The sequence below is a fragment of the Ignavibacteriales bacterium genome (assembly GCA_015709675.1).
Taxonomy (GTDB): domain Bacteria; phylum Bacteroidota; class Ignavibacteria; order Ignavibacteriales; family Ignavibacteriaceae; genus H2-BAC3.
Genome location: CP054182.1, coordinates 1,721,544 through 1,734,530, shown reverse-complemented (window position 1 = coordinate 1,734,530; position 12,987 = coordinate 1,721,544). Strand labels below are relative to the sequence as shown.

The 12,987-nt window shown below is 46.2% G+C and carries 11 protein-coding genes; all 11 read right to left on the bottom strand.

Annotation, left to right across the window (positions count from 1 at the left end):
• Window positions 1-7: 7 nt before the first annotated feature.
• A complete protein-coding gene (locus tag HRU80_06405; protein ID QOJ28525.1) occupies window positions 8-1,591 on the bottom strand; it encodes a phosphoglycerate dehydrogenase in 1,584 nt (527 codons plus the stop codon).
• Window positions 1,592-1,671: 80 nt separating this feature from the next.
• Window positions 1,672-1,995: a thioredoxin gene (gene trxA, locus HRU80_06400; protein QOJ28524.1), complete on the bottom strand. Its 324-nt coding sequence runs from the start codon at window positions 1,993-1,995 to the stop codon at window positions 1,672-1,674.
• Window positions 1,996-2,019: 24 nt separating this feature from the next.
• Window positions 2,020-2,847: an SDR family oxidoreductase gene (locus HRU80_06395; GenBank protein ID QOJ28523.1), complete on the bottom strand. Its 828-nt coding sequence runs from the start codon at window positions 2,845-2,847 to the stop codon at window positions 2,020-2,022.
• Between the two features lie 86 nt (window positions 2,848-2,933).
• Window positions 2,934-6,410, bottom strand: a complete 3,477-nt coding sequence (dnaE, locus tag HRU80_06390; GenBank protein ID QOJ28522.1) for a DNA polymerase III subunit alpha — start codon at window positions 6,408-6,410, stop codon at window positions 2,934-2,936.
• A gap of 103 nt (window positions 6,411-6,513) precedes the next feature.
• On the bottom strand, window positions 6,514-6,975 hold the full coding sequence (gene dut / locus HRU80_06385) for a dUTP diphosphatase (GenBank protein QOJ28521.1): 462 nt from the start codon (window positions 6,973-6,975) through the stop codon (window positions 6,514-6,516).
• A 1-nt stretch (window position 6,976) separates the two neighbouring features.
• Window positions 6,977-8,422, bottom strand: coding sequence for an oligosaccharide flippase family protein (locus HRU80_06380; protein ID QOJ28520.1), 1,446 nt, complete (start codon window positions 8,420-8,422; stop codon window positions 6,977-6,979).
• Window positions 8,423-8,443: 21 nt separating this feature from the next.
• A complete protein-coding gene (gene nadC, locus HRU80_06375) occupies window positions 8,444-9,301 on the bottom strand; it encodes a carboxylating nicotinate-nucleotide diphosphorylase (GenBank protein QOJ28519.1) in 858 nt (285 codons plus the stop codon).
• Window positions 9,294-9,704, bottom strand: a complete 411-nt coding sequence (locus tag HRU80_06370) for an acyl-CoA thioesterase (protein QOJ28518.1) — start codon at window positions 9,702-9,704, stop codon at window positions 9,294-9,296. The genes nadC and HRU80_06370 overlap by 8 nt, the downstream gene beginning before the upstream one ends.
• A 13-nt stretch (window positions 9,705-9,717) precedes the next feature.
• On the bottom strand, window positions 9,718-11,733 hold the full coding sequence (locus tag HRU80_06365; GenBank protein ID QOJ28517.1) for a BamA/TamA family outer membrane protein: 2,016 nt from the start codon (window positions 11,731-11,733) through the stop codon (window positions 9,718-9,720).
• 1 nt (window position 11,734) lies between these two features.
• Window positions 11,735-12,361, bottom strand: a complete 627-nt coding sequence (locus tag HRU80_06360) for a hypothetical protein (GenBank protein QOJ28516.1) — start codon at window positions 12,359-12,361, stop codon at window positions 11,735-11,737.
• Window positions 12,342-12,968: a L,D-transpeptidase gene (locus HRU80_06355; protein QOJ28515.1), complete on the bottom strand. Its 627-nt coding sequence runs from the start codon at window positions 12,966-12,968 to the stop codon at window positions 12,342-12,344. Before HRU80_06355 ends, HRU80_06360 begins: the two co-directional genes overlap by 20 nt.
• Between the last annotated feature and the right edge of the window lie 19 nt (window positions 12,969-12,987).

Genomic DNA, 12,987 nt, shown 5'->3' with positions numbered 1-12,987 from the left:
AAATATCTCAGATTTTGACCGAAAATACCTTAGAAACGCCGTCTATGGAAGATATTTTGTCTAAAACCACTTTTTCCATGCCCGAATCCAGGTTAATTACGGTCAGTGCCTCCTTCCCGATACCAAACCGGCCGAGTGAAAGTCCGGCAATATTGATGTCATTTTCAGCGAGAATTGCGCCTACTTTTGCCAGCATTCCCGGCTTATCCAGGTTGGTATAAAACAACATATCACCTTCCGGATTCAGCTCAAGATGAAACTCATCTATGTTGACGATGCGTATTTCGTTATTGCCAAATACCACTCCGTCGAGCTTCCTCTTGTCCTGTGAGGTGGTGCATTCTACCGAAATCAGATTAATATAATCAGGATGTTCAGAGGATTTCACTTCCTCGATCTGCAGACCCATTTCTTTTGCAAAATAGCCTGCGTTAATATAATTAACCGGCTCGGGAATTCTGTTCTTTAAAAATCCTTTCAGCACAGCAGCGGTCATGAGGGAAACAGAATTATTGAGCAGGTCGCCAAAAAGATTCACACGAAGTGATTTCACCTGTGAAGTAAGAAGCTGGGACTGCAGGGCCCCCATGCTTTCCGCCAGTTTTATATACGGCGCGAGCTCCGGCTTGCCGGCAGCCTCAACCGCGGCTGCATTCACCGCTCCGTAAACTATTTTTTTCTTGAAAAGGTCTATGATTTGTTCAGCTATCTGAATCGCTACTTTTTCCTGCGCTTCATCGGTGGATGCTCCGAGATGGGGCGTGCTCACAAACTTTGGATGCTTCAGCAGCGGATGGGAGAAGTCAGGCGGCTCTTTTACGAATACATCCATGGCAGCGCCGGATACTTTTCCGGAATTTAGCGCCTCCAGCAGATCATCCTCATTCACAATTCCTCCGCGGGCGCAGTTGATTATTTTAACTCCGTCCTTGCACTTTGCAAATGTTTCTTTTCTGAGCAGGTCTTTGGTTGTTGCGTCAAGAGGAACATGAACGGTAATGATGTCAGAGCGTTTATATATATCATCGAGCGTGGTCAGTTCAACGTTCATTTTAACGGCAAGATCACTGCTGAGGAGCGGATCATACCCGATAATCTGCATGCCGAATGCCTGCGCACGGAGCGCAACTTCTCGGCCGATTTTACCAAGCCCCACCACACCGAGCGTTTTACCGTGCACCTCAGTGCCTTTATAGGATTTCCTGTCCCATTTGCCGCTTTTTACCGATGCATCCGCCTGCGGGATATTACGGCAGAGGGACATCATCATCGAAAATGCATGCTCCGCGGTGGAAATGGTATTGCCCCCGGGAGTATTCATCACAATGATTCCCTTGCGGGTCGCCGCGGCTGAATCTATATTATCAACGCCGGTTCCGGCACGCCCGATTACTTCCATACTCTGCATGTGTGAAATCATCTCGGCATTTACCTTTGTATCACTGCGCACAATCATGCCGTGATACTCCCCTATCACTTTATATATATCCTCCGGCTTCATGCCGGGGGTGTAATTCACTTCAAAGGCGGCATCCTTAAGGAGCGCTACGGCTTTTTTATCAACATTGTCAGTTATGATTATTTTTTTCATTTTTCACTACCTGTGTAAACTATGACGGCGCACCGGGAGGGGTGCGCCGTCTTTCCTCTATTAACTATTGTATATATTGCTCAGACCAGATGCGGTTTGATGCGGTCAAGCAGTTTCGGTTTTGGCATCGCACCGATGATGGTCTCAACCACTTTTCCCTGTTTGAACAGCAGAAGCGTGGGAATGCTGCGGACACCATATTTCTGGCCGCTCATCGGGTTTTCATCAACATCAACTTTGGCAACTTTCAGTTTGCCCGAGTATTCACCGGCAATTTCCTCCACAACCGGAGCAATCATCTTGCAGGGTCCGCACCAGACAGCCCAGAAATCAACCAGCACGGGGAGATCGGATTTCAGAACTTCTGTTTCAAAATTAGCATCAGTAGCTTCGAGAGCTTTCATTATATATCCTGTTTTGTATATTAATCAAATTAAATTAGAACCGTCAGCACGCTGACCGTTAAAATTGACCACATCCTCGCCGCCGTCTGCATGAATAAGACCTCCGGAAACCCATTCGCCTCCATCCTTGCATAAAAGGGCTATCACTTTTGCGATATCCTCAGGGGTGGTAAGCCGGTTGCGCGGATTTTTTCTCTGCGCCACATTGATCATCGGGGTATTTCCCGGAATTTTGCGCAAAGCCGGGGTATCGGTTACACCAGCCATGATGGGGCTGACTGCAACTTCCAGATCACCGAGCTCCATGGCAAGCTGGCGGCAGTGAGATTCGAGAGCTGCTTTTGCAGCAGAAACGGCGCCATAGGAGGGAATAGCAATGTGACTGCCTGAACTTGTCATGGCAAAAATCCTTGCTTTGCGGGCAAGCATCTTGCGGTAGAAAAGGTCCTGAGTCCAGTAAACCAGAGAATGTGCCATCACGTCGAGCGTCATTTCCATTTGTGCTTTAGTGAGGGGTGTTTCACTGTTAAAATCAACAAATGGTTTAAGCGCGCCAAATGCCAGAGAGTGAAGCAGCATAAAAACTTCTGCTTTCCCTTCGGGCAAATTTTCCAGCGTGTCAAGAATTTCTTTACGTTTTGCCTCATCGGCTGCATTCGCGTTAAAGAACAGAGCTTTAACACCCTGTTTTTCAATTTCGGATTTTATCCTCTCGACATTAGGCATTGTTGCAGCCCGGTCAAGATGAACGCCGGCAACGTTAAATCCTTCTTTTGCCATCTGAATAGCGGTCGCCTCGCCAAATCCAGAGGATGCACCAAGGACTAATGCCCACTTTTTGGTGTCAGCCATAGTATTAGTAACCTTCCATTTTTTTTTCGGTCAACATCAAATTATACAAAAATGTACGTAATCTTACAATTTGAATTAAAAGGAATCTATATTTTAGAAACCGCCAGCTTCACAAAATTTTCACCGACCAGCCGTGTGATTTCTTCTATGGTTCCCGGATTATTTGAGACGGTGATGCTCCTGAGCCTGAATTTCTGATCATCATACTCGCCGGAGGAGAGCAGCCGGATGTGCACGGGCAGATTGCCTTTGTGCTTTTTAAGCACCGGCTCCAGTTCTGAAATTATTTCCGGCGTATGATTATCCCGGTCAATAATTATTTCAATATACTTCGTAAGCATATCACGGGAAGCCTCAACCGGGATTACGTTTTCCAGCCGGAGTTTCAGATTGTCCCCTGCTTTTTCTGTGTAACCCTGAAACAGGAATACTTTTTCCGGCTCAAGCATTTCACCGCATTTTTCATATACTGAAGAAAACATCATGCACTCGCAGGCCCCGGTGAGGTCATTTATTGTCAGAAATGCCATCTTGTTCCCCTTTTTATCAAGTTTTACATTTACCTCGGTTACAACACCGACCACCCGTTCAAGGCCGCCGGCATCCTCATCAGCCATTTCTCCGGCTTCACCTAGGCGGATGGTTGAGAAGGAGTTTGCCTCAAGCTCATATTTGCGCAGCGGGTGACCTGTCAGATAAAAGCCGAGCATTTCTCGCTCCTGACGGAGGCGTTCTGCTTCAGACCAGTCTTCGGTAAATCTGAGTTCAGGTTCGCTGATCTGCATCATATCCTCAGAAGCACCAAAGAGACTGTCGGTGATTTTTTCCAGATACTCCTGCGCCCTGCCGCCATAATCAAGCGCGGTTTCAATACTTTCAAAAAGCGCTTTCCGGTTGGGATGGATACTGTCAAACGCTCCGGCAAGAACAAGCCCTTCCATAGCACGTTTATTTACGGTACGGGTATTTACACTGGAAGTAAAGTCGAACAGTGAAGTGAATTTTCTTCCGATTTTTTTTCTCGTGCGGATAATTTCTTCAACCACATTAACCCCCACATTTCTCACCGCTGAAAGACCAAAACGGATGCTCCCCTCTTCCAGAGTGAATGATACCGACGGATTATTTACATCCGGAGGAAGCACATCAATATGAAGCTTTCTGCACTCTTCGAGGAAGATGGCTATTTTATCCTTATTCTTCATTTCGTGAGAAAGGTTTGAAGCCAGGAATTCCGCTGTATAGTTCGCTTTCAGATACGCGGTCTGATACGCCACAACGGAATAAGCCACCGCATGGCTCTTATTAAATCCATAGTTTGCGAACTTGTCTATGTTGGCAAAAATTTCACGGGCGGAATGAGCAGGAACGTTATTCTCGACCGCTCCCTTAATGAATTTCTCCTCCTGCTTTTTCATGGTTTCCAGATCTTTTTTACCCATGGCGCGGCGGAGAAGATCTGCATCAGCAAGAGACATACCGGCAATCACGTTTGCAATTTGTATTACCTGTTCCTGATAGACGATAATCCCATAGGTTTCTTTGAGGATACCTTCAAGCAGAGGATGCGCGTATTCAATTTTTTTTCTGCCTGCCTTGCGGTCAATAAAGTCATCAATGAACTCCATCGGACCCGGGCGGTAGAGTGCGTTCATGGCCGCAAGATCACTGATGCTTTCCGGCCTCAGCTTACGCAGATACTCCCGCATCGGGGCAGATTCAAACTGAAAGATGCCGGTTGTCTGACCGCGTGAAAAGAGTTCAAAGGTTTTTGCGTCGTTATCAGGAATGTCGTCTATATTTATCGTGACCCCGTGAATTTCCTCAACCATCTTAATTGCGTCACGTATAATAGTTAAAGTCCGCAGGCCGAGGAAGTCCATTTTGAGCAGGCCGCTGCTTTCCAGTTCTTTCATATTGAACTGAGTTACAATTTCTGTCTGCCCCTCCGCCCGTGAAAGCGGAACTATATCACTAACTTTCTTTGAGGTGATAATAACCCCTGCCGCATGCTTGGAGTGATTCCGGTTAAGGTTTTCCAGTTTGCGGGCAAAGGTGATAAGATTTTTTATATCCTCTTCCTGCGAATCGCGAATCCATTTCAGATCAGGCAGTTCAAGCGCTTCATCAATGGAAAGCACTTTACCGAATTTTGCCGGAATTACCTTGGTGATTTTATCCACCATGGTAAGAGGCAGGCGCAGCACACGTGCCACATCACGGATTGCCTGCTTTGAAGAGAGCCGGGAAAAGGTAATAATCTGCGCGACATTTTCATCCCCGTATTTCCGTTTTACGTAATCTATCACATCCCCGCGCTGATCGTCAGCAAAGTCCACGTCTATATCAGGCATGGAGCGGCGGGCGGGATTAAGAAACCGTTCAAACAGCAGATTATACTTCAGCGGGTCAACATTCGTAATACCCAGTGAATAGGCGACAAGACTTCCTGCCGCGCTTCCACGCCCCGGTCCGACTGGTATTCCCATGTTTTTTGCTGCGTTAATAAAATCCTGCACTATAAGGAAGTAACCGGAAAATCCCATATCACGGATTGTGGCTACTTCAAAGTCAAAGCGCTGCTTAATCTCCGGAGTTATTTCATGGAATTTCTTTTTGAGACCTTCATGAGCAAGATACTCCATATATCCGTCAAGGTCTTTGGCCGGTGAGTCATCCGGAATCGGAAATTCGGGGAAATGATTTTCTTTATTATCAAGATTCAGGTCAATTTTTTCATCAATTGCCAGGGTATTCTCAATTGATGCCGGCCACTCACGGAAAAGGCTTTTCATCTCGGCCGCACTCTTAAAGTACAGCTGATCGGTGCCGTAACGGAGTTTTCTGAAATCCACCTCGCCCGTTTTATCAGAAAGATGCACCAGCACGTTATGGGCAAGCGCGTCATCCTTTGATATATAATGGCAGTCGTTGGTTGCTATCAGCGGTATATCAAGTTTTTTTGCCAGACGTGGAACGGCATGCAGAATCAGTTTATCTTTTTCGAGGCCGTGATCCTGCAATTCCAGATAAAAGTCATCACCAAAGAGTTCTTTAAAATCCCGTGCGATTTTCTCCGCTTTCTCCGGTTCATTCTCTGCAATAAAGTGGGAGACAATTCCGCCGAGACATGCGCTTGTGCAGATTAGCCCTTCGGAATACTGCCGCAGTACTTCCATATCAATACGGGGCCTGTAATAATATCCTTCAAGGAATCCGATGGTTGAAAGCTTTATCAGGTTTTTATAACCTGTCATATTCTTTGCAAGAAGAATCAGATGCTGGTACTGCTTTTTCTTCCTGCCGTTTACTTCTTCCTGCTTAGTCTTCTCAGACCTACTGCGGTCAAGCACAATATATGCTTCCATACCGATAATCGGTTTGATGCCTTCTTCTTTACATTTCCTGTAAAACTCAGGAACACCATACATCACGCCATGGTCGGTAATGGCAACAGACTGCATCCCCTGCTTTTTGGCAGCCATAACCAGCGCTTTAACGCTGGCCGCGCCATCCATGAGACTGTAATGTGTGTGATTATGTAAATGAATGAATTCTGTCATCTGATTCTGAATTGGTTAACGCCGGGAACGAAAAAAGGAGAAATAGCTTACTCCGTAAACTTACACATCCCAAAAATTATTTTCTACTTGTAAATTGAAAAGATTATTTTTTGCCTGAAGAGCCAAATCCCCCGCTCCCCCGTTTTGTATCACTCACCGACAGGGTTTCCGCAACATCCATCCGGACGACCTGCGCCAGAACGAGCTGAGCTATCCGGTCCCCCCTGTGAATCTCAAACGGCTCCGGTCCGTGATTAATAAGAATCACCTGAATTTCTCCCCGGTAGTCGGAATCAATGGTCCCGGGGGAGTTTAATACCGTAACACCATGTTTTGCCGCCAGACCGCTGCGGGGGCGTACCTGAATCTCATAACCGGCAGGAATTTCAGCAGTAAGATTGGTAGGAATTTTAGTAAACCCGCCAGGCTGCAGCAGAACCGTTTCATTTATTGCAGCACGGATATCAAGTCCGGCACTCCCCTCGGTAGCATAAGCGGGGAGCGGAATATCTGCAAACTCAGGGGAGAGTCTCTTAAAATAAACGGGGATTTCTTTTTGTTTCATCTTATCTCCTGAATAGTTGTTTAAGCCGCGCCGTTTCCGATGCATTTAGGAATCCTGCTGCCGCAAGCAAAGCCGGAAAAAGAAGGAAGACCGCTCCTTTAATCCATACCGGATAATCTGCAAGCAGATAAGCCGCTGTGATACACACAGCTGAAATAACCGTTAGCAGCAGAAGTTTCCTGGTTTCAAACTGAATCGGGAATGTTTTTCTTGAGTATAAATAAAACGAGAGGGCAAGAAACGCATACGCACCAAAACTGGCCCATGCAGCAAGATATATCCCCCCGCTTTTAAGGAAGAGCAGATTCAGACTGATCTTTAACACTGCCGCGAGACCGACAAACAGGGGTACAATAGTGCTTTTTTCACGAAGAAGTATACCCACGTTAAAAAAGATATATATGGCATTGCACAGATATGCCCCGAGAATAACCGGAATGATACCGGAGGCAGAGGTATATTCCCTTCCGATCAGTGATACTCCTTTAACCGAAACGGCAAGCAGATTTTCTATAAAAAAGGTAAAGAAGAGCAGAATGACAAAACCAATCAGGACAAAGAGAGTAAAGATTCTTCCATAGAGTACCGGTGCATCCTCCCCTTTGGCGTGTTTCAGAAAAAAAGGCTGCCAGGCAAACTGAAACATTGAGCCGTAGAGCATCATAAAAATGCCGAGCCGGTAGTTTGCCTGATATATGCCGAGCGCTTCAAGCCCGAGTATCCCCTCAATAATCGGGCGGTCAATTACCTGCAGGAAGGCAGAAGCCAGTCCGGCTGGCAGATAGGGCAGGGCAAACTTTGCCATCTTTGTAAAAAGCGGAATATCAAAACTGAAGCTGAAATGCTTAAAGGTAAAGAGCGATACAACGCAGAAGGAGAAGAATGATGCTGCCAGATTGCTGATAAACACTGCCTCTACACCGTAATCATAGCCAAGCACCAGAATAAAATTAAGGGCCACCATAATGATGATGTTCACAATCCTGATGGAAGAGAATAGCAGCGCTTTCTGCTCCAGGCGGAGCTGAATGAACTGAATAGCGCCCAGATTATCAAACACCAGCACGCCGACGGCAAGCAGATATATACTGCTCTGATCCGCCGGGAGAGACACCACTCCCGTTCCCCATCCATAAAATACCGTTAGGAGAACTCCAACGAGGGAGGAGGAGATGAGCACTCCCAGCCAGGCGGTTGAGAATGCCTTTTTCCGTTCTTCCCCTTCCAGAGGAGAAGCTGTCTTAAGATATGCTGAATCCATGCCGTAAAGCAGGACGATATTCATGACCGCTATATATGCATAGATATTGGTGACAATACCATACTCTGACGGAGGAAAAATATTGGTATAAAACGGCACCAGAAAGAAATTAATAAAGCGGCCCACAAAGGTACTGAGACCGTAGAGCGCGGTTTCTTTGGAAAGCTGCTTTATCTTGTCAAACATCAGTTACTCAGGCGCTTCCGGTTAACCGAGCTCAACATCAAGTGAAATATCAAGCGCCTCAACTGAGTGAGTAAGTGAGCCGGTTGATATATAATCCACACCAAGCGCCGCGATGGAGTGAACATCCTCCAGCCGCACACCGCCTGATACTTCAAGCAGGCAGGTTCCCCTGTTCATGTCAACCGCTTTGCTTATATCTTCGAGGGAAAAATTGTCAAGCATGATGATATCCGGCTTCAGCGCCAGCGCTTCGGAAAACTGGGCAAGTGTATCAACTTCAACTTCCAGTTTTACATTCAGATTCTGACGGACAGCATAATCACGGCAGTTATTGATTGCACGGGTAACCGACCCGGCAACTGCAATATGATTATCCTTGATCAGGAACATGTCATAAAGACCCATCCGGTGATTGCTTGCGCCGCCGCAGGTAACCGCATACTTATCAAGAAGTCGGTGACCGGGGAGCGTTTTACGGGTATCAAGGAGTTTGGTTTTATATTCTTTCATCTCCCCGATAAAGCGGGATGCTTTTGTGGCAATACCGCTCATTCTCTGCAAAAAGTTCAAAACGGTTCTCTCCCCTGTCAGAAGTTTTTTTGCTTCGCCATGCATTTCAGCCACAATATCCCCCTTTTTAACATGATCACCATCCTTAAAAAAGCATTCAACACTGCTCTGCAGATGCAGCTTTTTATAGACGATTTCAATCATGGGCAGACCGGATACAACACCGTCCTGCTTTACAACAAAGCGTCCTGTTGCTGCTTCATTGCTGAAAATCGCTTCGCCGGTGATATCGCCGGTATCAAGGTCTTCCTTAATCGCGAGCGTAATAAGGTGATCTATGGAAGGGTGATAAAAGATATCGTTATTCATAAAACTTTTTCATTGCTTCGGTGAATGACTGCGGTGCGCGCATAGGTCTGCGCGTTTTTGCGTCAACAAAAACCAGTTCAACAAATCCCTCACAGATCAGTTTCTGCCGTTCCGGAACATATATCTTGTGTTCCAGCCGTATGCGGGTTGAGGGGGTTTCTTTGGTGATAGTGTGTATTTCGAGCAGTTCATCATAAAACGCGGGACTGCGGTAACGGATGCCAACTTCCAGCACCGGCAGCATATATCCGCTTTCTTCGATGCCTTTATAGGTTAAGCCGTTATCGCGCAGAAGTTCTGTCCTTCCGACTTCAAAATATTCAAAATACTTTCCGTTATATACAAAACCCATCTGATCGGTATCCGCATAGCGCACCCTGACATTGGTAATGTGTGTTTTCATACTGATATCCTTGTTAAAATGCTTCTCCGATACCGAAATGGTATTCCATGAGATCGGTGATAAAACGCTTTTTACCCAAAGGACGCTTGTCGTAAGGGTCATACAATTTGAATCCGAAATCGAGCCGGAAGGGAGCAAACGGGGAATAATAACGGAAGCCGATACCGCCGGCAACAGCCACTTCCGGTATATTAAACTTTGTATGATTTTTCCAGACATTGCCATAATCAGCAAATGCCGCGACACCAAAATCACCGAAGACTTTCTGGCGGAGTTCCAGCGAACCTTCAAGAATAAAATTACCCCCCTGCACAATGACCTGTTCACCATCCAGCAGAATCACTTCAGCAGGCGCAAGCTGGCGGGCTGCCCAGCCCCGAATTGAATTGCTGCCCCCTGCTGTATATCTCCGGGTGGTTGCAATGCCGGCATCATCGCCGAGGTATGCCTGCAGATGCGCTGTTTTCAGTTTAACACCAAGCACTGAACTGCGCCGGGAGTTCAGATTAAAATAGTATGCTCCGGTTATGGCTGTTTTGTAAAAGAGAGAGCCGTTATACTCACTGCCGAAGAGTTTTGTAAGTCCGTAATCCAGCAGGTTTGCTTCTTCAACAAGAAAGCTGAAGTTATAACCGCTTGAAGGGAAGAGAGGATTATCAACATGCGATGAGCGGAGATCCGCGCCGAGTATTGAAAGGGTTTTATTAATCTGCTTCAGTCCGGAGAGTGAGGGGAACAGTTCGTCAGCCACTTCAAGATTATAATACGCGGTAATAAAATTAATAAACGTATATCTCGGCAGTTCAAACTCGAAGCTGAGCTTGCCTCCGTAGTTTCTCTTGTTGGAGTTGTCTTCCTTGTTAATTCTGAAGTAGGTCTCAAACGTACCGAGTATAGGGCGGTTAAATATATACGGCTGTTCAATCCGGAGAGTATTTTCAACGTACCCCCTGATGGTAGTATCCTGCAGGGAAAAGGTCTTGATCATCCGGTCAAAATTTGTGCGGAAGAAATCGCGATAACCCGCTGAACCAAAGATGCTGAGTTTGCGTGCATCCCCCAGAAAATTCTTTTTAACGAACGTTCCGCCCGCGCCCACATTAAACGTATTGGACTGATTATTCATCAGAATTTCAGGAGACAGCTCATGTATATTACCAATAGTTCCAGAAATCATCAGAGGCACGGTACTGTTTACCGTGTCACTAAAAAGAGGATTCAGCGCCACACTGGAGAAAAGGCCTGTCCGGTAAAGACGAACCTGGCTGAGACGGATTCTCTCAAGATTATAGATATCCCCGCTTTTTATGCCCACCAGGTCAATGAGCATGTCTTCTTCCACCGCCTCACTCCCCTCCCCCTTCTTTTCAACTGAGACACCGCTGATAGAATATCTGCTGCCCAGAAAAAGATAAATCTGCAGGTGCGCGCGGTTGGTGAGCGTATCGCGCAGTATGATAGTACTGTCAAAACGGGCTAGCATATAACCGCTGTTTTCAAAAAAAACGGTGATATTGTCTATTCCTGATTTAATTGCTGCCTGATTAAAAAACTGCGTGGAGTCAGGGCTGAATCCTTTCATTGCTTCAGAAATCAGCACCGGATCATTCTTCGGCAGTCCGAAAAATTCAATTTCACCATACTTTGACTGCGGCCCTTCATTAATGATATACGTCAGGTCTGCTTTTTTATCAGCCGAATCAAGGATAAATTCATAACTGAATTCCGACTGAAAAAATCCGTTTGATGTATAATAATCGGAAAGTGCCCTCAGATCATACTGAATGGTTGTGCTGTCAAACCAGACCGGCGGAGCGCCAAAGCCGCTGAAGGTATTCAGGAATTTCCACAGCCACATGGGAGTCTCCACGGTATATATTACCTGCGCCAGATTGCCGGAACTGACCTTAGCATTACCCCTGAAACTGATGGAATTCAGCTCAAACTGCATACGGTTCTGCGCCTGCACTCCATGAACTGCGGCGAGAGAAATGATAATCATCAGCAGCATAGCCGGAAAGCGCAGCATTTTATCTGCCGTTTCCGTCTGGTTCAACAATCAGCATGGGATAATCTTTTTTGAATTCCCTGATAAAAAACTGCCTCAGTTCTTCCGGCGCGTCACCGGGAAACGATAATACAACGGAACCATCTCCGGAAACTTCAAGGAAACAGGGGGTAAAAGTCTTCTCTTCAAAATCAGCCAGGTAAGAATAGACTTCACCGCCGCCTGAACCAAGGAAATAACTTCCTGAATTATAGAAAATGAGATCATAAGTATAACCCGGCAGACGGACAGGCCTTACCGCCGACTCCTTAAGAGAGCCGTCAAACACCGGACTTGTATATACAACAACGGGAAGTGTATCCTGCAGTTCCACGAGCACAAATCTTATGCCCCATTCAGCAAAGCTGTCCTCTTCTTCAAGATAACAGAAGCGATACGTGTCATTGGCAGTGAGAGGGAGATAAAATCCATAGCGGAGTTCCAGTCCGAGATTTTTTTCAAGAAAGAGCCGGGCATTCCCTTCCTGTTTCAGATACTCATTGAGAGTGTCTTCCGGTTTTGGTTTTTCTGATTCGCATCCGCTGACAAGCAATAAAGCGGTAAACAGCAGAAATATAATTACAATGATTTTAATTTGGCCTGATAACAACAGGTGTTCCTTTTTTCACAACAGACAAGAGCTCCCTGATGCTTTCATTGCTGACTGCGGCGGAGCCGTTTGTCCAGTTAAAAACAAATGGGAGATTCTTAAATAAAAAATTCAGCTGACCGATGCCGTGAATACCGATGGCGGTCATCCTGCTGCCGCTGTCAGGGCGGCAGTCCTGGTAATAATACCTGAACCGCATCTGATTAAATTCTTCCTGGGTTAAGTAACCATCCCGGAGGCCGGCAACCATATCATCCATATTCGGGTAGTTAAGCTGTAAAAAAGATTCATACTGATGAACTGTATCAATCCGGCAGATAATATACTCACCGGCGGGGGTCCCCCGGTCACCGGATAACCGTTTCACTCCTTTGTTGGTCCCGAACACCGCACGGTACTCCTTCACCAGCACAGAGTCAGAATACAGCCGGAGGAGATACTGATTCCTGATAATCACAATCTGCGGGTTGGTAACTTCAGTCAAACCCTTCTGCCTCAGAGCATCCTGCAGGGTTACGGTACGAAAATTTGAAGTGATACCGTAAAGAAATGTGCCGGAAATAAAGATAATGATGCCTCCGGAGACAAAGAGAATTTTTTTGAACATGAACTGGCGCTGAAAACCG